Origin of the sequence: Agathobaculum faecis, assembly GCF_014287995.1 — a bacterium.
Classification (GTDB): Bacteria; Bacillota; Clostridia; order Oscillospirales; family Butyricicoccaceae; genus Agathobaculum; species Agathobaculum ammoniilyticum.
The window spans coordinates 190,982-216,577 of record NZ_JACOPL010000001.1; the positions used below are offsets into that span (position 1 = coordinate 190,982).

Below are 25,596 nucleotides of genomic sequence, written 5' to 3' on the forward strand. Positions count from 1 at the left end.
ATTGCAAACAAAGGGGGCGATAGCTGTGGTTCGCTATATTGTTACTGAACAAGCCCGTGCTGAACGGACGCAGTATGGTATAGCCGCCATAACGGAGCGGAAGCGCGTGGACCAAATTGATGATGTTGCGCTGACGCTCGAAGAAACCATGCGGCTGGTTTCGTTGTTGCAAGATAATGGCGTGGCACCGGAACATTTTCGAGATGTTGTGGAAGATTATCTTTCGGGTTTGATGATGGTCGAATAAAAAACGGCGGAAACGATAGGGTTTCCGCCGTTTTTTATTAAAACTGAAAGAGGATGCCTCCGATGGCCCCTGCAAAAATGAATAGAATGGGATGGAGCCTGGGGAATTTCCAAATACACAGCGATAGCGCCAGGAAAAAGGCGATCGCAGGGAAATTTAATAACGCAAGCAGGTTGCCGACGCCCTTCCAAAGCTCGGTATGAAAAAGCGAGGCGGCAAATACCTCCAGCATAGCGCCGAAAATCAATCCGGCGGAGGCAGGGCGCAGGCCGTAAAAGGCATCCCTGACAAGCGCGGAATCGCGAAACCTGGTCAGGGCGCGCGAGATCAGGATGATGATGACCACGGAAGGGAAAACGAGCGAGCAGGTTGCGATGACAGAGCCCCCCAGCCCCGCGGCATGGAAACCGGCGTAGGTCGCGGTATTGATGCCGATCGGCCCAGGCGTCGATTCGGAAACCGCGATCATGTCCAACAGGTCGTTTGGTGTAAACCAGGGGTATTTGAGCGAAATGGCCTTGAGAAAGGGCAGCGTCGCCAGACCGCCGCCGACCGAAAAAAGGCCGGTTTTGAAAAATTCCCAGATTAGCTGTAAATAGATCATGTGCGCCGCCTCCGGAAGAAACCGATCGCAATGCCTGCCGCGCCAGCCAGAAGCACCATCACTACGGGAGAAACCTCAAAAAATGCAACGGCGGCAAATGTAATAAGCAGTATCAAGGTGGTAGGCAGGTCAACAACACCTTTCCTCGCCATTTTCAAAACCGACTGCAACACAAGCGCGCAGACCGCGATGCGGATGCCGGAAAAAGCGTGCTGCACCACGGCAAGATGCGCAAACTGCTGGATACAGGCAGCGATGATAACAATGATTATCAGAGACGGCGCGACCATGCCGGCCGTAGCGCAGATCGCGCCAGGCACTCCGTGGGTCTTATAGCCGACAAAGGTGGAGGTATTGACTGCGATTACACCGGGCGTGCATTGGCCGATGGCATAATAATCCATCAGCTCGTCCTCAGTAGTCCAGCCGCGGTTTTCAACGATCTCCCGCTGGAGCAGGGGCAACATGGCATAGCCACCGCCAAACGTGCATACACCGATGCGGGCAAAGGTGAGAAACAGGTCAAGATAAGGGTTCAAAAACAGCCAGCTCCTTTCCGTATACGGTATCAGTATATCATATTTTGATGGATATGGATGGAAAATATCCGTAAAATTGCGAATGGGGACAAAAAAGGCTGCCAGAATCTGTGCTGACAGCCTGCGGATCGGTAAATCAACGGGAGGGGATGACCTCGAGCCAGTATCCATCCGGATCGGAAATAAAGTATATGCCCATCGCGGGGTTTTCAAAGCAGATACAGCCCATCTGCTCATGCTTGTGATGAGCGGCTGCAAAGTCGTCCACCTGAAACGCAAGATGGAATTCGTTATCGCCAAGGTTATAGGCATGGTCCCAATCCCGCAGCCAGGTCAGCTCCAGTTGGTGGGCGCTTTTGCCATCGCTCAGATAGACGATGATAAAGCTCCCATCGTCAGGGCTGATGCGGCGGACTTCGGACAGGCCGAGCGCCTCTTGGTAGAATGCGAGCGACCGGTCCAGATCACGCACATTGAAATTATTGTGTGCAAACGTAAATTGCATAAAGGTTTCCTCCTTTTCGGGTATGGGATTACTTTACCACGTTTTTCCGCAAAACACAATCGGCATAGACGATTTTTGTTTACATTACGGCCGTGCGATGATATAATTAATATGCGTATTTGCGTCCGAAAGGGGGACGGAAATTGAAAAAGAAATTTCAAAAAGCGCTGCAGCCTGGGCAAACATGGTTTTACCTGCTGTTTTTGCTGTTTGCGGCGGGCGGATTATATTTTTCGTTGTGGTATGGCGCCGCGGGCATAGCGGTCTGCGGCATACTCCGGCTTGCTTCGCTGCGTCAGGAATCCGAGCGAAAACGTCAGGTGCAGGACCTGATGGAGAATATTGAGGTCAGCGGTGGTGAAATAAAGCCCGCGGTAACCCACTCTCCGCTGCCGACGGTTGTTGCGCTGGCAACGACCGGCGAGATCGTTTGGGCAAACGAAGCGTTTGCGGAAATCAGCGGCCAGTTTAGCGGCGCCCGCCATATGCGAATGACCGAACTCGCGCCAACGTTTGAAACACGGTGGCTGATCGAGGGGAAGGAAGAATTCCCGGGAGAGCTTCGTATGGGGCGTCGGGCATACCATGTATTCGGCAGTATGATTCCAAGCGGCGCCGGACAGATGATGATGCTCTATTTCATTGACTGTACGGAATACGTCCGGCTGCGGGACGCGGCGGAAACGCGCCATCCGGCGCTTGCCATCATCGCGATCGACAACTACGAAGAATTGATGAAGAACGCGACGGACTCAGAAAAATCCGCGATCCTTGCTGATATTGACCGCCGCCTGTCCGAATGGACGCGCGACAGCAGCGCGGTCCTGCGGAAATACGACCGCGATAAATACATTTTTATCATCGAAAACGCTGAGCTTGACAAGCTTGCGGCGCGGAAATTCGCCGTGCTGCAGGAGGTGCGCGATATCCGCAACCACGAGGGCGTCCTCGCTACACTGTCGATCGGTATCGGCAGGGACGGGGAAACGCTTGCGGAAAGCTATCAGTACGCTGGGCTGGCAATCGACATGGCGCTGTCACGCGGCGGTGACCAGGCGGTCATTAAAAACCGGTACACCTTTGAGTTTTACGGCGGCCTGAGCGAGGAAGTGGAAAAGCGCACCAAGGTCAAAAGCCGCGTTGTGGCAAACGCACTGAGTCAGCTCATCCGAGACTCCTCGCAAGTGCTGGTCATGGGCCATAAGAACAGCGATATGGATGCGATCGGAGCGGCGGCGGGCATGGTATGCGCGGCGCGCGTCAAGGGCAAGCCCGTGCATATCGTTGTGGACCAGCAGCACACCATGGCGTCGGATCTGATCGAACGACTCGAGTCCCTGCCCGAATACAAGGACGTTTTTATCAGCGCAGAAGACGCCATGATTATGTGCGATTTTAATACGCTTCTGATCGTGGTGGATGTGAACCGTCCCGGCTATGTAGAAAGCGAAGCGCTGCTTCAGTCGATCAATAAAGTGGCGGTCATTGACCATCACCGCCGCGCTGCGGATTATATAGAGAACGCGGTCGTTTCGTTGCATGAGCCATACGCTTCCTCCGCATCCGAGCTGGTCAGCGAGCTGCTGCAATATCTGGTGCCGAACAACGATATCCTCACCGGCGAGGCGGAGGCGATGCTCGCGGGCATCTATCTGGATACCAAGGGTTATTCGACTCGCACCGGCGTGCGCACGTTCGAGGCCGCAGCCTATCTGCGCCGTGCGGGCGCGGAGGTGAGCGATGTCAAGCGCCTGTTCCAGTCAAGCTTTGATCAGTATATGGAGCGGCAAAAAATCATCTCTTCCGCGCGCAATTGTGGGCAAGGCGTGATTTTCGCTCTCACAGATCAGGAGATCGACCGCATTGCGGCTGCACAGGCGGCGGACGAGCTTTTGTCGATCATTGGGACAAGGGCCAGCGTTGTCGCGTTCCGCAGCGGGGTGGATATGGCGGTTTCCGCCCGTGCCTCCGGACAGGTCAATGTACAATTGCTGATGGAGCGTCTTGGAGGCGGCGGCAACCATTCCGCCGCGGGGGCGCAGCTGAAGAATACGACGCCGGAGGAGGCGGACCGTATGATTACCGAGGCGATTCACGGCTACTTTGCCGATCAGGAAAGTGAAGCGCAGTAGACAGATAATGTAAGTGTATCCCGTTGAAAAGGAGAAAGATATCATGAAAGTAATTCTTACAGCAGACGTAAAAGGAAAAGGAAAGAAAGGCGACCTGATCGAGGTCAGCGAGGGCTATGGCCGCAATTTCCTGCTGCCGCGCGGTCTGGCTGAGCCGGCCACCGCGGATAATCTGAACGTGAAGAAAGCACAGGACGAGGCGCATGCCCGCAAGGTGGCGCTGGAACAGCAGGCCGCACGGGAAGCGGCGGAAAAGCTGAAGGTCAGTCCGGTCAAGGTGCCGGCGAAAGGCGGGGCAGGCGGACGCCTGTTCGGCGCGGTGACCTCGAAAGAAATCGCGGAGGAGTTGAAAAAGCAGTACGGCCTAAATGTGCCGAAGCAGAAAATCGTGCTGGAGGAGCCGATCAAGACCTTTGGCGTCCATCGGGTGAAGGCCAAGCTGTATCAGGATATCGCGGGAGAGATTCTGGTGCAGGTCGTAGAAGCATAGTCAGGTAAGGGACAAATAGGGCGGAAAGCAACCGCCCTGGCGAAGCGGTATATTTTTATTGGAAAGGCGGTGTGCAGCTTTGGATGAGCTTCTTATGCGGCAGGTGCCGCAGGACCTGACTGCGGAGCAGTCTTTGCTGGGCGCCATGCTTGTCGATCCAAACTGCATACCGGAAGTGATCGAGCAGGTGCGCGCGGATGATTTCTATGCGGATGAGAACAAACGCATTTTTGAAACCATCTATTCCATGTTCAACGGCGCGCAGAAGATCGATCCGGTCACCGTGCTGGATATGCTGACCCGTCTCGGCTATTACGATGAGGCAGGGGGCAGGGCATATCTCTTTCAGTTGATGGAGGTAACGCCTGGAACGCGCAACGTTTCGGAATATGTCCGCATTGTGCGCGACAAGAGCCTGCTGCGGCAGCTTGCCGACGCGGGCGCCGAAATTCAGCAGCATGCGCTGGAAGCGCATGGAGAAGCGTCCAGCATCGCGGAGTTGGCGGAGCAGCGCATCTATAGCATCCGTCAGGGACGGGAGATCAAAGGCCTGTCCAAGCTGAGCGAGGTCATCGCGGACCTGTATACGGAACTCGATGAGCGTGCCAGGTCGGACAGCGATATCCCAGGCATGTCAACCGGATTTCACGCGCTGGACACGGCGTTGACAGGCCTGAACAAATCCGACCTGATACTGATTGCGGCGCGTCCCGGCATGGGTAAGACCGCGTTTGCGCTCAACATTGCGCTCAACGCGGCAAAGGCGAGTGTAAAGGGCAAGCCGAAGGGCTATAAAAAAGGGACGGGCGTGTGTGTGTTCCAGTTGGAAATGGGCAAGGAACAGCTTGCGAGCCGCTTTTTGTCCAGCGAAGCGTTGATCGAGTCGCAAAAGCTCAAGACTGGTAACCTGGATGGGGACGATTGGGTCAAGATCGCCCGCGCGTCCGGCGTGCTGGCTGGCCTGAATATCTATGTGGACGATAATCCGGCGATTACTGCGGCTGAAATCAAGGCGAAATGCCGGCGGCTGGGGGACGAGTTGGGCCTTATCGTGATCGACTACCTGCAACTGATGCACGCAGGCGGCCGGCATTCGGATAACCGCGTGCAGGAGGTCGCAGAGATCTCGCGTTCCCTCAAAATCATGGCGAAAGAGCTCAATGTGCCGGTCGTCTGTCTGTCCCAGTTGTCACGCGCGTCCGAACAGCGCGCGGATAAGCGGCCGATGCTGTCCGATCTGCGCGAATCCGGTGCGATCGAGCAGGACGCGGATATCGTCATGTTTATTTATCGTGACGATTATTATGATGACGAATCGGAGCAGAAGAACATAGCGGAAATTATTATTGCCAAAAACCGACACGGCGCCACCAACACGGTGGAGCTGCAATGGGTCGGTCAATATACAACGTTTTCCAATCCAGACAGAATCCACGGGGAGTAGGCCATGCTGGAAATCGTAAAACACACGATCGAGGCGCACCAGATGCTGACACCCGGCGAAGCTGTCCTGGTGGCGCTTTCCGGCGGGGCGGATTCCACAGCCCTTCTGCGGGCGCTGCTGCTTCTGGGATACCCTGTGCGGGCGTTCCATCTGAATCATTGCCTGCGCGGAGCGGAAGCGGAACGGGATGAAGCGTTCTGCCGGTCGCTGTGTGCGCGCCTGCAGGTGCCGCTGACCGTTTCGCGCGCGGATATCCGCGCGGAGTCCGTCCAGCGCGGGGAAAGCATTGAAACAGCGGCGCGTCATATCCGGTATGAGCGGCTTTTCGCCGCTGCGGGAGCGGATAGGATCGCGACCGCCCATACGGCGGACGACTCAGCGGAAACCGTGCTGTTTCATTTGGCACGGGGTACCGGACCGGAGGGGCTGACGGGGATACCGCCGGTACGCGGCCAGCTTGTGCGACCGCTGATTGAAACAACAAGAGCGGATGTGGAAGCCTTTTTGCGGCAGTTAGGGCAGGACTATGTGACCGACAGCACAAATGCGGATGACCGATATACGCGCAACCGCATCCGGCATGCGGTAATACCGGTGCTTCGTGAGATCAATCCGGCGCTGCCGGATGCAGTAACGCGTCTGAGCGGGCTTCTGCGGCAGGACAACGCGTATCTGGACGGGGAAGCCGAACGTCTTCTTTGCGCGGCGCGGCGCGCTTCCGGCAAATGGCAGGTTGATACGCTCCGGTCGGCGCATCCGGCGCTGCGTTCGCGGGCGGTAAAAATGCTTGTGAAGCATTCGGGCGTGACGATGCGGGATATCGCCGCAACTCATATTCAAGCGCTGGAACGCCTTCTGGAAACAGACGATCCATCCGCAGCGCTCAGTCTGCCGCATGGGTTTACGGCGCGGCGGGAATATGATACAGTATATATAACAGCCGCAGCCGCACCAGCGCTTCGGCGGGAACCGGTTTTGCTTACCGTTCCGTTTGACAGGCTGGTTTGGGGCGGCACGCTGCATTTGTCGGTTCGTCGTTTAGAAAAAAAGCAATCTTTTTACAAATCATTCAATACTTTTCTCGTGGATTGTGGTACAATATGTTTTGATACGTTCTGTGTCCGCGCCCGCATGCCGGGAGACAGGCTGCGCCTATCGAAAAAGGGCGGCAGCCGCACGCTGAAAAAGCTGATGATCGACCGGAAAATCCCGCGCTTACAAAGAGATGAGTTAGCGGTTCTGGCGGATAAAAACGGCGTGATCGCGGTGCAGAATTTGGGGATGGATATTTCGCGTACTCCCAAAGGGGGCGCGCTGATAGAAATAACGATAGAGAGGTAACTGACAAATGGCATTTGACATGCGAGACGACATCAAGGAAGTTTACTTCACGGAACAGCAACTCGCGGAAAAAGTGGCGGAGTTGGGCGCGCGTATTACGGAGGATTATCGGGATAGGAATCCCCTGATCGTCAGCGTACTCAAGGGATCCTATGTTTTTATGGCAGATCTGACCCGCAGGATCCAAACGCCGTGCAATATTGATTTCATGGTGGTATCCAGTTATGGAAAGGGGACCAAAACCTCTGGCGAGGTGCAGATCATCAAGGATATCGAGCAGCCGATCGACGGGCGCGACCTGTTGATTGTAGAGGATATCCTCGATTCAGGCGTCACGTTGAATTATTTGATGCAGGTGCTGATGGCGCGCGGAGCAAATTCGATTCGGCTGTGTACGCTGCTGTCCAAGCCTGCGCGGCATAAGGTACATGTGCCGATCGATTATCTCGGCTTTGAAATACCGGATGAATTTGTGGTCGGCTATGGCCTAGATTATGCTGAAAAATACCGTAATTTGCCGTATATCGGCATTCTCAAACCGTCTGTTTACGGCGGCGAGTAAATACACGAACGAGGAAGAGGTGTCATACCGATTTGAAAGGAAAAATGAAAGGCTTTGGCCTTTATCTTCTGATACTGGTGTTTTTGCTGGCCGGTGTCAGCTATGTTGTGAGCCAGACGTCGCGCACCGAGCCGATCACCTATCTGGATGTATACAAATACTTCCAGGAGGAGAAAGTTGATCAGTTCAAGGTGGATGGCGGGACGCTGACCATGCATCTGAAGGACGACGGACGCGTTGTCAGCTATGACTTGGGGAATTACTTCAGCGTATTTTACGAAGAACTGGGTGAAACGATCCAGGAGCAGGAGCAGAACGGCACGCTGACAGAGGTAAATTATATCACTACGGAAATACCGTGGTGGGCGAATTTGGTGCCATACCTCATCCTGATTGTTCTGCTGGGCGCGTTCTGGTATTTTATGATGAACAAGCAGTCCGGCGGCGGCGCGGGTCCGATGCAGTTCGGCAAAGCACGTGCAAAGCTGGCGCAGGACGATAAAAGGAAAGTCACTTTCAATGATGTGGCCGGTGCGGATGAGGAAAAGGCCGAGTTACAGGAGATCGTGGAGTTTCTGAAAAACCCGCAGAAATTTGTGCAGATCGGCGCGCGCATTCCCAAGGGCGTACTCCTGGTAGGCCCTCCGGGTACTGGTAAAACATTGATCGCGCGTGCGGTTGCGGGCGAGGCCGGCGTGCCGTTCCTATCGATTTCCGGCTCGGATTTTGTCGAGCTGTATGTCGGCGTTGGCGCTTCGCGCGTACGCGATCTGTTCGAGCAGGCGAAAAAGAACGCACCGGCGATCGTGTTCATCGACGAGATCGACGCGGTAGGCCGCCAGCGCGGCGCTGGACTCGGCGGCGGGCATGATGAGCGCGAGCAGACGCTGAATCAACTGCTTGTAGAGATGGACGGTTTCGGCGCCAATGAGGGCGTTATCGTGATTGCGGCGACCAACCGTAAGGATATCCTCGACAACGCATTGCTCCGCCCGGGCCGTTTTGACCGCCAGGTCTATGTTGGCGCACCTGACGTTAAGGGGCGCGAGGCAATCCTGAAAGTGCATGCCCGCAACAAGCAGTTCGATCCGGATGTCAAGTTCTCGGATATCGCTAAAACCACGGCCGGATTTACCGGCGCGGATCTGGAGAATCTGCTCAACGAGGCAGCACTGCTGGCAGCGCGCCGCAATAAAAAGCTGATTTCCCAAGATGAGATCGAGGAGTCCCTGCTCAAAGTCGTGATGGGTGTGGAAAAAAAGAGCCATATCATTACCGAGCAGGATAAGCGCCTGACAGCATATCACGAAGCAGGTCATGCCATTTGTTTCCATGTCCTGCCGACGCAGGATCCGGTGCATCATGTAACGATCATTCCGCGTTCCTCCGGTGCAGGCGGCTTTACCATGCCGCTACCGGAAGAGGATCAGGCGTACCGCACCCGAAAGTATATGGAGGAGTATATCATCGTTTGCTTGGGCGGCCGTGTCGCGGAACAGCTTACGATGCCGGATATCTCCACCGGCGCCTACGGCGATATAAAGCAGGCGACGCAGATGGCGCGGGCGATGGTGACCAGTTATGGTATGAGCGAGAGGATCGGGCCGATTGATTACGGCGCGGACAACGGCGAAATATTCCTGGGCCGTGATTTTGCGGCAGGGAAGGGCTACTCCGAGGTCAAGGCAGCGGAGATCGACGATGAGATCCACCGTATTATCGAGGAGGCGCACCACGCCTGTGAGAAGCTCCTGACCGAGCATATGGAGGAGATGTCCCGTGTCGCGGAGTATTTGATCCGTAATGAAACAATGGACGGGGAAACCTTCCTTAAGGTCTATAACAATGAGATCGTTCCGGACAAGGTACTCGGCGAGGATTTGATGCCTGAGCTTCAAAAGGAGCTGGATGAACAGGCACAGAAAAAAGACGACGGCCAGGAAACAGAATAAAAAGAAATCCCACGGGAACCCGTGGGATTTCTTTTGTGGAGAAAAGTCAAAAACTCTTGACATTTTTAAAAGTGTGAGGTATGCTGAAAATGTAAAATAAGTTTGACACTATGCAAAGGGGAGGGAGAGCTTGATATGGGTGCAAAGAGCTATATTTTGATGGCGCTGCCAATAGTGTTTCTGGTTGGCTTTCTTGCGCTGTTTATATGGATTGGGAGGAGGCGGCCGCTGCGTTTCACCGCATTGGCCAATAAGCTTGGTTTGCAGCCCGGGATGCAGCGAGCGGACGAGATGGAGCGGCTGATCCAATACAAAGCAATCTCTATTGCATACACGGTTATGCTGTTTGGTTTGCTGGGATGTACATTTTACAGCGTATTTGTTAAAAATGAAAGCATACCGCTTTCCAACGGCGTTCTGCTTCTGGGCGTGCTGACACAATCGATCGCCACACTTGCGCTGCGGCATCGGTATACGGAGGGAGACGAGGAATATAAGCCCTATCCGCTGTGGAAGACTCTGATGATTGTGCTGGTATTCAGCCTTGCAGTCGGTACGCTGGGAGCGATGCTTGCTATTGGGATTATGATGATATAAGTGAAAATATATGAAGAACGGCATCAAAGCGCTGCGGAAAGCTCACGGCCTGCGGCAGGAGGATATGGCAAAGCTGCTCGGTGTTTCGCGCCAGACCGTAGTTGCAATGGAAAATAACAAATATGACCCGACCCTGGAATTGGCGATGAAGGTTGCCCGCTTATTGGAGCAGCCGGTAGAAAGTATTTTCTTCCTGGAAGAATAAAAGAGCTTCCCCTTAAGGGGAAGCTCTTTTATTGTCCAATATGGTCCCCGCAATAAACGTCAGCCAATGCCACCGGGGATCAGGAAGCTGAATACGACGACGAGCGCTGCCAGGAAAACATAAACATATTTTGCGAGAGGATCAAATACACGGCTGAGCGTTTTTTCCCGACCAAGCATAAGCTCTTTTTTGATTTCCTTGACGCCCAGCACCCAATAAATCATGACCGCGCCGAGAATCGCGCCGATCGGGACCACATAGATCGTAATAATATCCATCCATCTGCCCATAAGCGCCTCCTGCTCGATCAGAAGGCCGACAGCAAGCGTTGCAACGCCGGAAAGCACAACAGCGGTTTTCCTCTTGAGCTTGAGACGGGTCTGCGCCGCTTCGGAAACCGCCTCGAGCATGTTGGCAAGCGACGTGATGCCGGCAAAAAGGACGGAAAGGAAAAACAGGAAAGCAAACAGCCGCCCCATCGGCATTTGCTGAAAGACGCGGGGCAGAGTGATAAACAACAGTTTGGGACCGGATGCAGGATCAAGCCCAAATGCAAAGACCGATGGGATAACGGCAAAGCCGGCGAGCATAGCTGCGCAGGTATCGAGCAACGCGGTCATTGTGGAGGAGTGGACGATATCCTCTTTTTTGCTCAGATAGCTGCCGTAGATGATCATACCGGAGCCCGTGACGGAAAGGGAAAAGAATGCCTGCCCCATCGCCATGACCCAAGTTTTGGGATTCAAAAGGAACTCCCATTGGGGGACAAACAGATACCGGTAACCATCCAACGCGCCGGGCAGGAAAGCGACGCGCACCGCGATAATCAAAAACAGGATAAAAAATGCGGGCATCATAACTTTATTGATTTTTTCGATGCCGCCCGACACACCGTAAATCAGTATGGCGACCGTCATCAGTACAACGATCGTGTGCCAGGGGACGCTGGACAAATGCGCGCTGCTCATTTGGGAAAAGAATACTTCCGGCTCCGTGCGCATCAAGGTGCCGGTCAGTGCGCCAAACGCGCTGCGGACCACCCAACCGACAATAATGGCGTAGCCGATCGCAATGCCGAGCGACCCGAACAACGGGATCGCACCGAGAAAAGCGCCGCCTTTTTTGCCGCGGCTTTTCATCGCGTACTCATATGAGCCGATCGGTCCGGTGCCGGTCAGACGGCCGAACGCAAATTCGCCCGACAGGCCGACGTATCCAAACAGAGCGACAAACAGCAGGTAAGGAATCAGGAACGCCGCGCCGCCGTACTGCCCTGTGCGGTATGGAAACATCCAGATGTTTCCCATGCCGACTGCGGAGCCGACTGCGGCAAGAACAAAGCCTACTTTCGAGGTAAAGGTTCCATTTTCGTTTTTTTGTTTCATAGTACGATTCTCCGTCTCTAATTTCACATGTTTTTTTAGTATATCATAGTTTAGGAAATTAAGCCATATTGGATTTGCCAATAAATCGGATACAGCTTTGTCGAATCATACAAAAGGATTTTGTGAAAAACAAGAATTTTATCACATATTCCCTTGCTTTGCAGGGGTTCATATGGTATGATAGGAAAGCGTGAAAAAGACATCTGTCTTTTTAGGGAGGACAACGCATGATTAAGCCAAAATATTATCTGGTCGAGCGGACATTACTGCCCGAGGTGTTTCAGCGCGTGATCGAAGCAAACGAAGCGATTGCCTCCGGAAAAGCGGCTACCGCAAGCGAGGCGGCGAAAATAGCAGGACTGTCCCGTAGCGCCTATTACAAATATAAGGATGGCGTCCGGCCATTTTTTGAGGCGACGACCGACCGGATCGTAACATTCCATTTCATGTTGCATGATCAGCCTGGGATGCTGTCGAGTATCCTGGGGCTTATGGCGCGGTCCGGCGCCAACCTGCTGACGGTGAACCAATCCATCCCCATGCGGGGGCAGGCCTCGGTCACGATAGCCGCGCGCACCGGTGAAATGAAATATTCCGTCGAAGAACTGGTGCATCGGGCAGAAGCGCTGGAGGGCGTAAATAAGGTGGAAATTTTAGCATCCGAATAAGAGAACAGCCGAAAGGAAGAGAATGACGTATGGTGAAAGCAGCTATCATGGGCCATGGCACGGTTGGCTCTGGCGTATATGAGGTATTTGAAATGAACGCGGAAAAAATCACCCGCGTGCTGGGGGTGCCGGTTGAGGTGAAATATGTACTCGACCTGCGCGATTTTTCCGCATTGCCGTATGGGAATAAATTTGTAACGGATTTTTCTGTTATAGAAAACGATCCGGAGATTTCGGTCGTAGCTGAGGTCATGGGTGGCGTCGGCGCAGCGTATGAGTTCACCAAGCGTTGTCTGCAGGCCGGCAAGAGCGTTTGCACCTCCAACAAGGAGCTGGTCGCGACCCGAGGGGAGGAATTGCTCCGGATTGCGCAGGCGCACGGTGTAAATTATATGTTCGAGGCATCGGTCGGCGGCGGTATCCCAATCATCCGCCCCATGCTGCAGTGTCTCGCGGCAAATGAGTTCGACGAGATCTGTGGTATTCTCAACGGAACGACAAATTATATCCTGACCCAGATGATCCATAACGGCGTCACTTTTGAGGACGCGTTGAAGCAGGCGCAGCTCAACGGCTACGCGGAAAAGGACCCCACAGCGGATATTGAAGGGCATGACGCCTGCCGCAAGATCTGCATTCTTTCCGACCTGGCTTTTGGAGATAAGTTTGATCCGGATGCGGTTTCCTGCGAGGGCATCACGAAAATAACGCTTGAGGATGTGGCTAACGCGGATAAGCTGGGCTGTGTGATCAAGCTGCTGGGCCGTTCCGTACGCTGCGAGGATGGAACCGCGTATGCGTATGTTGCGCCGCACCTGATCCACAAAGAAAGTCCGCTGGCTGCGGTGGAGGATGTGTTCAACGCAATCATGATTAACGGCAATGCCACGGGGGAGGTTATGTTCTACGGAAAAGGAGCCGGCAAGCTGGCGACAGCCTCCGCAGTCGTGGCGGATATGATGGACTGCATGGAACACCGTGACCATCGCCGCCGTATTATGTGGGGGGATGGCTCGCGCTGTTTGCTTCGGCCGTTGGATACGCTGCAAAGCGCATGGTATGTCCGGTTCAAGGGCAGCCAGAAAGATATGGAGGCGGTTTTGCCGGTCGAAAGCGTGACAGAACCGGTTGACGGCGTGGTTGTTGTGAAAACCAGCAAGCTGGCGACCGCCGATATGCAGAAAAAAATCCAGCAGCTCAACGCCTGCGGCAAGGTCTGCGCAGCGATGCGCATGCTCTAAGGGGGGAAACACATGGTAAGGGTAACGGTACCCGCGACAAGCGCGAATATGGGGTCGGGCTATGACAGCATCGGCATTGCGCTTGAGCTTTATAATATTATCGAGATGGAAGAATGCGACCACATTGATATTTCGGATAAAAACGGTCAGTTAATTCCTAAGGATTCGCGGAATTTGATTTACCAATGCGCGAAAAAGGTGTATGATGAATGTGGCTACAACCTGAACGGGCTGCGCATCGTCGAAGACTGTGCGATCCCGCAGACAAGAGGGCTCGGTTCTTCCTCTGCCTGCACAGTGGCGGGGATTATGGGAGCGAATGAGATGCTGGGCGAGCCGCTTGACCGGCAGGCTGTGATCGATCTGGCCGCAACGATCGAAGGGCATCCGGATAATTCCACACCGGCGATTCTCGGCGGCTTCTGCGTCGCGCTGCTGGAAAACGGGCATGTACACCATGTGCGTGTGCCGGTACACAGCGCCATTGACTTTATTGTGTTTATCCCTGACTTTAAGCTGTCAACGGAAAAAGCGCGCGCCGCGCTGCCCAAGACGATCGCGCATCATGACGCGGTCTATAATTTAGCGCGTGCCGCCCTTCTTGCAGGCTCGCTGACGACCGGAAAGCTGGATAATCTGGATGTTGCGACAGGGGACTGCCTGCACCAGCCGTACCGGTTCGGCCTGATCGAAAACGGGGAGGACATCATACAGGAGGCAAAGGAACTGGGGGCGTTAGGCGCATTTATCTCGGGCGCCGGCCCGTCTATTATCGCAATGGTCTATAAGGGGGACCGTGACTACGCCGCGCGAGCGCAGGCCTTGTGTGCGGAAAAATATCCACATTGGCATGCGATGCAGCTTCGCTGTGACGAGGTCGGCGCGACAGTCAAGCGTATTTGAAGCAGGACCGTTTTTGACGGTAGGCGATATAAGGAGGAAACGTAACAAGTATGAGTCTTATTGTGCAGAAATTTGGCGGAACCTCGGTAGCAAATACCGAACGTCTGAAAAACGTGGCGGACATTGTGACGAAAACGGCACAGGCGGGCAACCAGGTTGTTGTCGTCGTATCCGCGCAGGGCGACACAACGGATGACCTGATCGCAAAGGCGGCGGAGCTGAACGACCATCCCTCCAAACGGGAGATGGATGTGCTGCTCAACACAGGGGAAATGATTTCCATGTCCCTGCTCGCGATGGCGATTCAGAAGCTCGGTTTTTCCGTGGTTTCGCTGACCGGCTGGCAGATCGGGCTGGAAACCAACAGCAATTATTCAGACGCGCGCATCAAGCGCATTTCGGGCGACCGGCTGAAGGCGGAATTGGATAACGGGAAAATTTGCATCGTTGCAGGCTTCCAGGGCTTGAACAAAATGGGCGACCTGACAACGCTCGGCCGCGGCGGATCGGATACGACTGCGGTTGCGATCGCAGCGACGCTGGGCGCGGACCTGTGCCAGATTTATACGGATGTGGACGGTGTGTACACGACCGATCCGCGTATCGTACCCGGCGCGCGCAAGCTGGAAGCGATCACCTATGATGAGATGCTGGAGCTGGCCTCGCTCGGCGCGCAGGTCCTGCACAACCGAAGCGTTGAGATGGCAAAGAAGTATAACGTCGACCTGGAGGTCATTTCGAGTTTTACCCGCAATCCGGGTACAAAAGTCAAGGAGGGTTCTCACATGGAAAAAATGAACGTTTCGGGGGTTGCCCGTGACAATAACTGCGCCCGTGTTGCGATTATCAATGTTTCCGATACACCCGGCACCGCGTTCAAGGTGTTTTCGCTGATGGCTAAGCATAATGTAAATATCGATATTATCCTGCAGTCCGTCGGTCGCGATAATAAAAAATCCATTTCGTTTACCATACGGCAGGATGATGCGGACCGTGTGGGAAAAATCCTGCGGGACAATGCCGAAATGCTGGGATATGAGGACGTGTCGATCAGCACCAAAGTGGCGAAGGTTTCCATTGTTGGCGCAGGCATGGCGTCTTCCGCAGGCGTGGCCTCCAAAATGTTTGAAGCGCTGGCCATGGCTGGAATCAATATCCGTATGATCTCCACTTCGGAGATCAAGATATCCGTCCTGATTAACGAAGAAGACAGCGAAAAGGCAGTCAAAGCCATTCATGAGGAATTTTTTGGCGAATAACCGCTATTGATATTTATTTGTCAATCTCGTTGACAATCGGTTGGACGCACGCTATAATTAAACCAGAGTTTGACGACAAGAAAGGGAGAATTACAAATGAAGAAGCTTTGGTGCCTGTTCCGCCGCCGCTTTGCAACGGGGACGGAAAAGCTTTGTGTAGCGTTTTCCGAAACAGAGGGCCGCGTCCGTGCCTGTCCTTACGCGACAGAGGAAGAAGCGAAAGAAAAGTGCGCGGAATATGCTTTCAACAACCGCTCCGAAGGGGAAAATGAGGGCATAGAATAAACCGGTTTACATAAGGCTGAAAAAAGCTCCGGAAGAGACGTCTTTCGGGGCTTTATTTGTCCCTTTCGCGCATGTCAACCGTTGGTTGACAAAAAGAAACGACCGGTTGGTGGCATTTTCAGAGGAAAAGCGGTAGCCTGAAATAAAGAAAAGGCGGTGATCAAATGACTACGGGTGAAAAAATAGCAGCCCTGCGCCGGAAGGCAGGCATGAGCCAGGAGGCGCTGGCGGACCAACTGGGGATATCGCGCCAGGCGGTATCCAAATGGGAAGCGGATCAGGCAGTGCCGGGTATGGATAATCTGGTGGAGCTGGGGCGGATATTTGGCGTGCCGGTCGATGCGATTCTGCGTCCGGACAGCAGACTGCCGGAAAGTGAATCCGCAGAACCGGAAAACGCAGCATCCCCAGGCGTCCCTCTGAAGCGGCCGGTGCTGACAGGGAAAATCAGGTGGTTTGCCATCGCGGCTGTGCTGCTTGCTCTGGCAGGGGCTTTGTGCAATCTTGTGTCCCTCATATGGATTGGACGCCTGCAGGAGCGCGTGGAGGCGCTGCAGGCGCAGGTCAATGCCATACCGGAACGGACGGATACCGTTTATATCCCGCAGTCCGGCGCGCAGGAGGAAAGCGCGCTGGCAGATTTCGATGTATCCTATGATTTGCAGTATGACCCGAACGCACAGACAGCGGAGATGCTGCATGTGTCAATTTATGCCCGGCCGAAAGAACTGCATCCGGAAAATGAAACCGCGAAGTTCTCCATCCAAAGCGGTTCATCAAGCTGGACCTGCAGTGCGCTGTTGGGCCAGGACAACGCTTATTCCGGCGATACGGAAATCCCCATGCGGGATGCGTTTTCGGTTTATCTGGTGCTAACAGATGAAGAAAGCGGCATGGTCCGTAATATTTTGGTGGATCATTTGACAGGCGTGGAGGACGCATATACGCTGCAATTCAGTTCGAGATGGCAAACCGGAGGTATTGCATCCGATTGGGGCGGGACACATGTGTCGGGGTATTTGGAAATTCAAGTGTATTCCCTTGCTCCGTCCATGCGTGTTGCACCCCAGAGCGCGGCGCTCGTTCTGCGCAAAGGGGATGAGGAACTCGAACGCATGGGCGTAATGGTTAACGCAACGGAGGAGGAGTTAGCGCTCCATATGCTACATGAAATCTACCTGTATGCGAAGCCGGACTGGACGGTCAGGGAACCGTTGGAGACGCTGACGGTAGAACTGGAAATTGTGGACGACTACGGCCGTATCACTGTATGGGAGATCGATTAAAGGGAAAAGAGGGACCGCCTAAACGGTCCCTCTTTTCAGCGGTTGATTACGGTCATTTGCAGCCCCTGCATCACATCGAGCGCCTTTTCATGCAGGACAGGGTCAAAGCTGCGGCACAGGGAAGCGTCCACGATAATCTGGGCTTCCGGCCATTGCGCCTGCAGGAGCGCGGCATTGGAAATGACGCACATGTTCGTCACAACACCTACGACCATGATCTCCTTCAAATCGGGAAGCTCACTTCCCAGCTTGGTAAGCTCTGCCGGCGGCATGCCAAAGGTGTGCTTGCAGATGTTGTGAATTTGATGATTGGCACAGGTCTCACAGCATAACTCCTGCGTTTTCCCGTAAAGGCGCCAGCCCTGTTCTTTTGGATTGCAGTGGGGAATGGGCAGCGCGCGTCCTTCCCGCGTCTCCAAATACAGGTCGTCATGGGTGTCATAGGTGAATAAGACGTGATCCCCCTGCGCCAGATAAGCCTGGGCCTGGTGGGCGATCCCACCATCGATCGCGGCGGCCCCGTCAAAGCCGAGCGAGCCGGTCACAAAGTCATTTTGATAATCGATCACTGCAAGAAGCTTGTTCATAACCCATATCCCTCCATTTTTATAATTTTATCATAGCATGATTTTGTGCCGGCAACAACGATTTTATTGCACCGTGCTATGAAGTGGATTATAATAAAAGCACGTCGCGCATATGTTTGGAGCACGGAGGTGCGCGCGATGCAGATCAAGATGGGAAAAAGAATGGTGCTTTGCGTAATGGTTGGATTGCTGGCCGGCCTGACCGCAGTTCACAGCAGCGGTATTGTGCAGACAATAGCGGAAAGCCGCGCCTCCCGCACACTGGTGATCGATGCGGGACACGGCGGTTTTGACGGCGGTGCGGTTGGGTCGAACGGCACCGCCGAACAGGACATCAATTTAAGCATTGCGCAACGGCTGTATGGCTTGGCCGGTTTTTTCGGTGTGCAGGCAGTGATGACACGGCCGGATACGAACGCCTTGGATTACGACCCCTCCCGACCGGTGAGGGAAAATAAAATTTCGGATATCAAGGCGCGGGAGCAGATCGTGCAGCAGGCGGCAAATCCGATCTTTCTCAGCATCCATCTGAACAAGTTCAGCGACCCGCAATACCATGGGGCGCAGGTGTTTTATTCCGCCAACCATGCGGGCGGCCGCGTTCTGGCGGAATATCTGCAGAATAGCCTGATTTATGGCTGCGATCCGGAAAACCGGCGTCAGGCCAAGCAGGCGGAAAGCTCGATCTATTTGATGAAAAAACTCACCTGTCCGGCGGTAATCGTCGAATGCGGGTTTTTATCCAATGCGGAAGAGGAAATGAAGCTGAACGATCCGGACTACCATAAAAAACTTGCCGCCTGCATATTGCGCGGATACCTACAATATGCAAATGGCGACTGACGGAGGAATTATGAAGCAAAAATCGGTTTATTTGTGCAGCGATTGTGGCTATGAAAGCCCGAAATGGTTCGGGAAATGCCCTTCGTGCGGCGCCTGGAACACAATGAGCGAGTTCAAAATACAGCCGGAATCAGCGGCCCGCGGGACCAACAGCTTCCCGCGCGGCGCATCGCGGCCGGTGCCGCTCAGCGAGATTGAAAGCGGGGATGAGGCGCGGTTCCATTCCGGTATCGGGGAGCTCGACCGCGTTTTGGGCGGCGGCGCGGTACATGGCTCCTTTGTTTTGGTCGGCGGCGAACCGGGGATCGGCAAATCCACGCTTTTGCTGCAGATGTGCCAGGAGATGTGCCGGAACGCCAAGGTGTTGTATGTATCGGGTGAGGAATCCCTTCGGCAGATCAAGCTGCGCGCGGCGCGACTACAGATTTCTTCGCCGGAGCTATACATTCTGTCCGAAACGGATATGGAGCAGATCATCCAGGAAACTGAGCAGATGGAACCGGATATCCTGATCGTGGACTCGATCCAGACCGTTTATAAACGGGATCTGACCGCCGCGCCGGGTGGTACAACGCAGATCAAGGAATGTGCGATGAGCCTGATGCAGTACGCCAAAAATAAAAATGTGACTATTTTTATCGTCGGCCATGTCAACAAAGAGGGAACACTGGCGGGGCCAAAAATTTTAGAGCATATGGTGGACTGCGTGCTGTATTTTGAGGGAGAAACGACAGGGCCGTTTCGCTGTCTGCGCGCGGCAAAGAACCGTTACGGCTCCACCAACGAAATCGGTGTATTTGAGATGAGCGACCATGGCCTGCTGGAGGTTAACAATCCTTCGGCGGCCATGCTGGCCGGACACCCACAGGGTGCCTCCGGTAACTGTATCGCCTGTGTGATGGAGGGCAGCCGTCCTCTGCTTGCCGAGGTGCAGGCGCTCGCGGCAAAAACACAGTTCGGCGTGCCGCGGCGCACGGCGGCTGGGGTGGACTATAACCGGATGGTTCTGCTGCTGGCGATTCTAGAAAAGCGCTGCGGCTTTTTCCTTTCGTCCTCGGATGTATATGTCAATGTGGTCGGCGGCATGCGCCTGGACGAGCCTGCGGTTGACCTGCCCATGGTTCTGGCGATTGCGTCCAGCTTTCGGGACAAGCCCCTGCCGGAAGGGGTAATGGGCTTTGGGGAGATCGGGCTTACCGGCGAGCTGCGCGCGGTGTCGGGCGCGGCGCAGCGGATCAACGAAGCGTACCGGCTTGGCTTCCATACCTGCATCATGCCGATGCAGGACATCGACGAGACGTTGACGAAAAAAATGAATATCGTGCGGGTGCGCACGGCCGCCGATGCGATTCGCGCGGTATTATAAAACTGCAAATTACTACAAAAAATACGAGAGTAAATCCGACCTTTTTGCCGCAGACTATCAGTAGTCTGCGGCGGGAGGTCGGTTATTTTATGGAAAAACAAGCGCGTATTGTTTTAGCTATGACTGCGGTGGTGCTATCGGTAATGCTGGGGGTGGCCTGCTTTTTCCGCGCGCCGAAGCCGGCAGCCGTACAGACGGCGGTCGCTTCCGCACAGGATATTTACAACAGCATCACCGTACAGGGTATTGTGGAAGCGGCCGACAGTGTTGCGGTATGTCCCTATGAAAACGCGGTGATAACAGCGGTATACGCTGCGGTAGGTGATTCCGTAGAGGCTGGAGACATCCTTTGTTCGCTTGTGCCGAGGGAAGGCAAGGAGCTGGAGGCATCAAGCCTCCAGAGCGTTTGGAAATCTTTTTCCGAATCATCCGATCAGACGGTGGCCGCGGAGGAGCGGGATGCGATACGGGCGCCTGTTTCAGGGACGGTTCTTACGCTTCCGATGGAGAATGAACAGGTGTGGTCGGAGGTACCCTGCGTGCAGATCGCGGACCTGAACAATATGCAGGTTCGGGTGCGCACCCCCGAGGTCTATGCAGGCAATCTGCAGCGCGGCCAGATGGCGAACATTACAGCGTCCGCTGCCGGGGAACGGGTGTACAGCGCATCGGTCGCTTCAATATCACCGGTTGCGGTCCGCACGGTTAGCTTGACAGGAGAGAGCGGGGAGGCCACGGTGGAAGCGGTGCTGCCGTTGCGGGGAAGCACCGAAGGACTGCGGCCCGGCTACTCCGTTACGGCTAAAATATTTACCGACTATCATCCACAGGCGGTTGCCGTACCCTATGAAGCGGTATGCCAACGCGGCAAACAGGAATATGTATTCTGTGTGCAGGATGGCAGGGCAGTGCAAAAAGCGGTCACGACAGGTTATCTGTTGGAGGAAGTCACGGAGATCACCGAGGGGCTAACGGCCGGAGAGCTTGTGATCCTCTCGCCGTCGGACGACCTGACGGACGGTACACCGGTCGAGGTGGCGGCATGAGGCTTGTCGATTTATTTCGGCTGGCCCTTGGAAATCTGCGGGAAAACCCCTTGCGCACCGGACTATGCGCCTTATCGGTTGCGGTTGGCACCGGCGCCTTGCTCCTGATCGCCTCGATCGGGCTGTTTGGCAAAACGCAGGTAGATGTGACGCTACAGACGCTTGGCGTGAGCGGGCTGACCGTTTATCTGGACAACCACGGTTCCGGCAATCCGCTGTCCGCCGAGCTGGCCGATCAGATGGGACAGGCGGTGGAGGAGATTGAGCAGGTAATGCCGATCAAGGCCAAAACAGGAACGATCCGCGCGGGATATGTGAGCGAGAACGCTGTGTTTCTCGGCGCGGATGAGCGCCTCGGGGATGTGATGCGGCTGGAGGTGCTTTTCGGCAGCTTGCTTACGGAGCGTCAGGCCGCGTCCGGCCAGCCGGTGGCAGTCGTTGGGGACGATCTGGCGCAGGCGCTTTATGGGCGCGCCAACATTGTAGGGCGCACCGTGCGAGTCCGTTTGGACGGAGTGGAGCAATATTTTACGGTCTGCGGCGTTGTTCGGGCACAGACAAGCGCGCTGGGCGGCGCGCTTTCCTCCTTTGCGCCGCACCTGATCTACATTCCTTATGCGTATCTGGCATCACGACAGGAGAATGCGGATCAAGTGTTTGTCCAATGCGCTGCGGAAGCGGACCTGTCCCATGTCAGTAGCCGGATATCCGGCTACCTGACCGATCGGGGAAAGGTGGACGGGACCGTGCGGGTACAAAATATGTCGGGCATGGTGGACGCGGTGGAGCAAATGGCCAACCTGTGCATCCTGCTGTTCCTTGTTGTGGGTGGGATCACATTATGTGTGGCATTGATCGGCGTATTATGCAGCATGCTGGCCGCGACGCACGAAAAAACAGGGGAGATCGGTGTGTTTTTGGCGCTGGGGGCGCAGCCGCGTGATATCCGGCGTCTGTTTTTGCTGCAATCCGCTCTGCTGTGCGCTTTTGGCGGCGTCTGCGGCTGGGGATCGGTTTGCCTGCTGCTGTTGTTCGGTGGTACTGTTTTACTGCCGGGCTGGATGCTGTCTGCGGCGATCCTGCTCCTTTCCCTCGTCTGCGGAGCGGTGGCAGGCCTGCTGCCAGCCATTCGGGCGGCACGGCTCGACCCGATCGACGCAATCCTGAAATAGGCCTTTCCTTTCAAATCCCCCTGTGTTAAAATGGATAGGGAAAACAGACATGAGGAAAGGTTGAAAACCATGCGCCATATCATTGATCTTAGCGATTTAACAGAAAAAGAGTTCGCTGATCTGTATAAACTGACAACAAATATAATCGATCGTCCGGAAGGCTATACGGATGCCTGCCGCGGCAAGGTGCTGGGCAGCCTGTTTTACGAACCGTCGACACGGACAAACCTGTCGTTTTCAACAGCGATGATGCGGTTGGGCGGCAGTGTGGTTGGCTTTTCCGATCCTGGCTCCTCCTCCACGGCAAAGGGGGAGACGCTGAAAGACACGATCAGCATGGTATCCAGCTATGCGGACCTGATTGTCATGCGCAACCCGCGCGAAGGTGCGGCGAAAGCGGCTTCGATGTACTCTTCGGTTCCCGTGATCAATGCCGGCGACGGGGGACATCTGCATCCCACACAGACTTTGACCGACATGGTGACGATCCTGCGTCTGCGCGGCTCGGCGGATGATATGAAAATCGGCCTGTGCGGGGACCTGAAATATGGGCGCACGGTCCATTCGCTGCTGCATTTTCTGGAGCGCTACCATAATGTGCAGGTTTATCTGATTGCACCGGAAGCGCTTAAGCTGCCCGACTATATGATTCGCTTCCTGAACGATCACAGCATGCCGTATTGTGAAGTGAACAGTATTGACGAAGTCCTGCCGGAACTCGACGTGCTTTATATGACCCGTATCCAGCGCGAGCGCTTTGTGACTGCGCAGGAATATAAAAACCTGGAAGGCAGCTACCAATTGACTGCGGAAAAAATGAAGCGCGCCAAAAAGGACATGCTGGTGCTCCACCCGCTGCCACGTGTGGACGAGATCGCGCAGGACGTGGACGAGGATCCGCGTGCGGTTTATTTTCGTCAGGCGAGGTTTGGGATGTTCGGCCGTATGGCGTTGTTGCTGACGCTTTCCAAATTGCCATTCATCCGTGCAGGACATCAGGAGATCGGCGCGCACGGCGTCCGTTGCTCCAACCACAAATGTATCACCAAGACCGAACCATACCTGCCGCTGGAAGGTACACCCGGCAGCCGTTGTCCCTATTGCGACGCGCCGTTGGAGATGCTGCTGTAAAATCAAAAGCCCTGACCCGAACGGGTCAGGGCTTATTCTATTTGTCCCAATCCACCTTGTGCTGCAGTGGACCGGAGCCATGCCCCAGCGCCAGGCCATAGCGGATACAGGCGGTCAGATAGCGTTTGGCGCGTTTAACGCTGTCGGCCAGGGGGATTCCCTGCGCCAGCCCGCAGGCAATTGCGGAGGAGAGCGTGCAGCCGGTGCCGTGGGTATTGGGATTATCGATGCGGGGCGCAGACAGCCAGTGGAGCTGGCCGTCCGCAAACAGAAGGTCGTCGGCACAGTCCCGCAGATGCCCGCCCTTGACCATCACAGAGCCTTGGGTCAAGGGGGCGATCGCCTGCGCGGCCTGTTCCATGTCCGCACGGCTGCGGATGGTATGGCCGCATATCGCGGCCGCTTCCTGCAGATTGGGAGTAACGAGCGCGCACAGGGGGAACAACTCGTCCAAAAGCGTTTTGGCGGCGTCAGGGCGCAGCAGCGCGCTTCCGCTGGAAGAAAGCATCACAGGGTCGAGCACGATGTTTTCAGCATGGTAGGCGCGCAGCCGCTCCGCCACCGTGCGGATGATATTGGTATCATACAACATACCCAGCTTTACGGAGTCCGGACGGATATCCTCAAAAACGCAGTCGATCTGTTTGGCGACAAGCGCTGCGGAAACAGGCTGCATATCAAAAACGCCTGTTGTATTCTGTGCGATCACGACCGTGATAACGGCCATACCATACAGGCCGTACGCCTCGATTGTTTTCAAATCGGTCTGGATACCGGCGCCGCCGGTGGGATCGGTGCCGGCGATGGCGAGTACGGTTTTCATTTTTCTTCCTCCAATCCACTTCCGTCAAACGCAGGAATAAAGCTCTCTCCAACTGCTTGCTCCTGCTGAAAAAAGCCGCTCAGCCCGAGCGAGCGGAACAGCGTGCAGGCATCCTCATACTCTTGGTCCGTGACCGTGCGGTTCAGTTCGGGCCAACACTCCATGTCAAACGGCGTATACTGCCGCATCAGGCTCACCAGCACAGTATCGCTGAATCGGACCGCGATATCACGAAGCACCTGGGCGGTATCGCCGGCAAGCCCCGGCAGCATCAAATGCCGGATAATTGTTCCGCGAAGGAGCAGACCGTTGGCATCATACTGGGGCGGCCCGCTCTGCCGTACCATTTCCGCAATCGCGTCAACAGCGGTTTCACGGTAGTCCTCTGCATGGGAATAGCGCGCAGCATAATAGCTGCTGTAATATTTATAATCCGGCAAGTAAATATCGATCCATCCGTCGAGCAGGGCGAGCGTATCCTCGCTTTCATAGCCGCTGGAATTGTAAACAATAGGGATATTCAGCCCCAGCAGCCTGGCCTGTGCCAGCGCCTCGATGACCTGTGGCGCATAGTGCGCGCCGGTGACCAGGTTGATGTTGTGCGCGCCTTTGTTCTGAAGCGAAAGAAAGGTTTTTGCCAGCTCGGCTATAGAAACGGTCGTGCCGCTCGCCGCGCGGCGGCTGATCTGGCGGTTTTGGCAGAACACACAGCCCAGGGAACAATGGGTAAAAAATACCGTGCCGGAGCCGTGCGTGCCGGAGATCGGCGGTTCCTCCCACAGGTGCAGCGAAGCGCGGGAGGCCTCCACCTGCGCGCCGGCGCCGCACAGGCCGCGTGTGCGTGTCCGGTCGGCACCGCAGGCGCGCGGGCATAATGTACAGTGTTTGAGCAGACCTGTCAAATTTACCCCTCCAATGAAGTATATTATAGCGTATTTTGGTCTGGAAATAAAGACGGGATTTATGCTATACTAAATGAAAAG

At 55.0% G+C, this 25,596-nt stretch carries 27 protein-coding genes; 20 read left to right on the forward strand and 7 right to left on the reverse strand.

Features of this window, described 5'->3' with window-relative positions; translation table 11 throughout:
• The first annotated feature begins 25 nt into the window (after nt 1-25).
• A complete protein-coding gene (locus H8S45_RS00960; protein WP_147573672.1) occupies nt 26-247 on the forward strand; it encodes a DUF6514 family protein in 222 nt (73 codons plus the stop codon).
• Between the two features lie 37 nt (nt 248-284).
• Here the strand turns inward: H8S45_RS00960 and H8S45_RS00965 are convergent, their stop codons facing one another.
• The 3 genes from H8S45_RS00965 to H8S45_RS00975 form a co-directional block, all read right to left on the reverse strand.
• A complete protein-coding gene (locus tag H8S45_RS00965) occupies nt 285-851 on the reverse strand; it encodes a chromate transporter (RefSeq protein ID WP_147573673.1) in 567 nt (188 codons plus the stop codon).
• Nucleotides 848-1,390 carry a chromate transporter gene (locus tag H8S45_RS00970; protein WP_054325905.1) on the reverse strand — a complete coding sequence of 181 codons (543 nt, stop codon included), beginning with the start codon at nt 1,388-1,390 and terminating at the stop codon, nt 848-850. Before H8S45_RS00970 ends, H8S45_RS00965 begins: the two co-directional genes overlap by 4 nt.
• Before the next feature lie 136 nt (nt 1,391-1,526).
• On the reverse strand, nt 1,527-1,895 hold the full coding sequence (locus H8S45_RS00975; protein WP_054325906.1) for a VOC family protein: 369 nt from the start codon (nt 1,893-1,895) through the stop codon (nt 1,527-1,529).
• A gap of 143 nt (nt 1,896-2,038) precedes the next feature.
• Here H8S45_RS00975 and H8S45_RS00980 point away from each other — a divergent pair, with 143 nt between their 5' ends.
• The 8 genes from H8S45_RS00980 to H8S45_RS01015 all read left to right on the forward strand — a co-directional run bounded on the left by H8S45_RS00980 (nt 2,039) and on the right by H8S45_RS01015 (nt 10,618).
• On the forward strand, nt 2,039-4,027 hold the full coding sequence (locus H8S45_RS00980; protein WP_107630462.1) for a DHH family phosphoesterase: 1,989 nt from the start codon (nt 2,039-2,041) through the stop codon (nt 4,025-4,027).
• A 43-nt stretch (nt 4,028-4,070) separates the two neighbouring features.
• The gene (rplI, locus tag H8S45_RS00985) at nt 4,071-4,517 is read left to right on the forward strand and encodes a 50S ribosomal protein L9 (RefSeq protein ID WP_054326073.1); all 447 of its coding nucleotides are present in this window, start codon (nt 4,071-4,073) and stop codon (nt 4,515-4,517) included.
• A 79-nt stretch (nt 4,518-4,596) separates the two neighbouring features.
• Nucleotides 4,597-5,961 (forward strand): replicative DNA helicase, encoded by a 1,365-nt coding sequence (gene dnaB / locus H8S45_RS00990; protein WP_054325909.1) that lies wholly within the window; start codon nt 4,597-4,599, stop codon nt 5,959-5,961.
• Between the two features lie 3 nt (nt 5,962-5,964).
• A complete protein-coding gene (gene tilS / locus H8S45_RS00995; protein ID WP_186949437.1) occupies nt 5,965-7,302 on the forward strand; it encodes a tRNA lysidine(34) synthetase TilS in 1,338 nt (445 codons plus the stop codon).
• Between the two features lie 7 nt (nt 7,303-7,309).
• Nucleotides 7,310-7,864, forward strand: a complete 555-nt coding sequence (gene hpt / locus H8S45_RS01000) for a hypoxanthine phosphoribosyltransferase (protein WP_242977792.1) — start codon at nt 7,310-7,312, stop codon at nt 7,862-7,864.
• A gap of 44 nt (nt 7,865-7,908) precedes the next feature.
• Nucleotides 7,909-9,816, forward strand: coding sequence for an ATP-dependent zinc metalloprotease FtsH (ftsH, locus tag H8S45_RS01005; RefSeq protein WP_054325911.1), 1,908 nt, complete (start codon nt 7,909-7,911; stop codon nt 9,814-9,816).
• Between the two features lie 135 nt (nt 9,817-9,951).
• The gene (locus H8S45_RS01010; RefSeq protein ID WP_107630465.1) at nt 9,952-10,413 is read left to right on the forward strand and encodes a hypothetical protein; all 462 of its coding nucleotides are present in this window, start codon (nt 9,952-9,954) and stop codon (nt 10,411-10,413) included.
• 10 nt (nt 10,414-10,423) lie between these two features.
• A complete protein-coding gene (locus tag H8S45_RS01015; protein ID WP_054325913.1) occupies nt 10,424-10,618 on the forward strand; it encodes a helix-turn-helix transcriptional regulator in 195 nt (64 codons plus the stop codon).
• 59 nt (nt 10,619-10,677) lie between these two features.
• Here the strand turns inward: H8S45_RS01015 and H8S45_RS01020 are convergent, their stop codons facing one another.
• Nucleotides 10,678-12,003: a sodium-dependent transporter gene (locus H8S45_RS01020; protein ID WP_054325914.1), complete on the reverse strand. Its 1,326-nt coding sequence runs from the start codon at nt 12,001-12,003 to the stop codon at nt 10,678-10,680.
• Between the two features lie 227 nt (nt 12,004-12,230).
• On the opposite strand from H8S45_RS01020, the gene H8S45_RS01025 reads away from it, so the two are divergent.
• From H8S45_RS01025 to H8S45_RS01050, 6 genes are all read left to right on the forward strand, one after another.
• Nucleotides 12,231-12,671: an ACT domain-containing protein gene (locus tag H8S45_RS01025; protein ID WP_107630467.1), complete on the forward strand. Its 441-nt coding sequence runs from the start codon at nt 12,231-12,233 to the stop codon at nt 12,669-12,671.
• Nucleotides 12,672-12,700: 29 nt separating this feature from the next.
• Nucleotides 12,701-13,912 (forward strand): homoserine dehydrogenase, encoded by a 1,212-nt coding sequence (locus H8S45_RS01030; RefSeq protein WP_107630468.1) that lies wholly within the window; start codon nt 12,701-12,703, stop codon nt 13,910-13,912.
• Between the two features lie 12 nt (nt 13,913-13,924).
• Entirely contained in the window at nt 13,925-14,815 is an 891-nt protein-coding gene (gene thrB, locus H8S45_RS01035) for a homoserine kinase (protein ID WP_054325915.1), read from the forward strand.
• A gap of 50 nt (nt 14,816-14,865) precedes the next feature.
• Nucleotides 14,866-16,074 (forward strand): aspartate kinase, encoded by a 1,209-nt coding sequence (locus H8S45_RS01040; RefSeq protein WP_054325916.1) that lies wholly within the window; start codon nt 14,866-14,868, stop codon nt 16,072-16,074.
• Nucleotides 16,075-16,170: 96 nt separating this feature from the next.
• Entirely contained in the window at nt 16,171-16,359 is a 189-nt protein-coding gene (locus H8S45_RS01045; protein ID WP_107630470.1) for a hypothetical protein, read from the forward strand.
• A 164-nt stretch (nt 16,360-16,523) separates the two neighbouring features.
• Nucleotides 16,524-17,645 (forward strand): helix-turn-helix domain-containing protein, encoded by a 1,122-nt coding sequence (locus H8S45_RS01050; protein ID WP_054325917.1) that lies wholly within the window; start codon nt 16,524-16,526, stop codon nt 17,643-17,645.
• A 35-nt stretch (nt 17,646-17,680) separates the two neighbouring features.
• Here H8S45_RS01050 and H8S45_RS01055 read toward each other — a convergent pair whose 3' ends face one another.
• Nucleotides 17,681-18,232, reverse strand: a complete 552-nt coding sequence (locus tag H8S45_RS01055) for a cysteine hydrolase family protein (RefSeq protein WP_054325918.1) — start codon at nt 18,230-18,232, stop codon at nt 17,681-17,683.
• A 138-nt stretch (nt 18,233-18,370) separates the two neighbouring features.
• Here H8S45_RS01055 and H8S45_RS01060 point away from each other — a divergent pair, with 138 nt between their 5' ends.
• The 5 genes from H8S45_RS01060 (at nt 18,371) to pyrB (ending at nt 23,790) form a co-directional block, all read left to right on the forward strand.
• Complete coding sequence (locus H8S45_RS01060) at nt 18,371-19,075, forward strand: N-acetylmuramoyl-L-alanine amidase (protein WP_159068016.1); 705 nt, start codon at nt 18,371-18,373, stop codon at nt 19,073-19,075.
• Between the two features lie 10 nt (nt 19,076-19,085).
• A complete protein-coding gene (gene radA, locus H8S45_RS01065) occupies nt 19,086-20,441 on the forward strand; it encodes a DNA repair protein RadA (protein WP_107630473.1) in 1,356 nt (451 codons plus the stop codon).
• Nucleotides 20,442-20,530: 89 nt separating this feature from the next.
• The gene (locus H8S45_RS01070) at nt 20,531-21,487 is read left to right on the forward strand and encodes an efflux RND transporter periplasmic adaptor subunit (RefSeq protein WP_107630474.1); all 957 of its coding nucleotides are present in this window, start codon (nt 20,531-20,533) and stop codon (nt 21,485-21,487) included.
• Nucleotides 21,484-22,659, forward strand: coding sequence for an ABC transporter permease (locus tag H8S45_RS01075; RefSeq protein WP_147573675.1), 1,176 nt, complete (start codon nt 21,484-21,486; stop codon nt 22,657-22,659). The genes H8S45_RS01070 and H8S45_RS01075 overlap by 4 nt, the downstream gene beginning before the upstream one ends.
• Before the next feature lie 69 nt (nt 22,660-22,728).
• Nucleotides 22,729-23,790, forward strand: a complete 1,062-nt coding sequence (pyrB, locus tag H8S45_RS01080) for an aspartate carbamoyltransferase (RefSeq protein WP_054325923.1) — start codon at nt 22,729-22,731, stop codon at nt 23,788-23,790.
• A 37-nt stretch (nt 23,791-23,827) separates the two neighbouring features.
• Here the strand turns inward: pyrB and thiD are convergent, their stop codons facing one another.
• Together thiD and H8S45_RS01090 are read right to left on the reverse strand one after the other, a co-directional pair.
• On the reverse strand, nt 23,828-24,613 hold the full coding sequence (thiD, locus tag H8S45_RS01085) for a bifunctional hydroxymethylpyrimidine kinase/phosphomethylpyrimidine kinase (protein WP_054325924.1): 786 nt from the start codon (nt 24,611-24,613) through the stop codon (nt 23,828-23,830).
• The gene (locus H8S45_RS01090) at nt 24,610-25,515 is read right to left on the reverse strand and encodes a radical SAM protein (RefSeq protein ID WP_054325925.1); all 906 of its coding nucleotides are present in this window, start codon (nt 25,513-25,515) and stop codon (nt 24,610-24,612) included. Before H8S45_RS01090 ends, thiD begins: the two co-directional genes overlap by 4 nt.
• Nucleotides 25,516-25,596 lie beyond the last annotated feature (81 nt).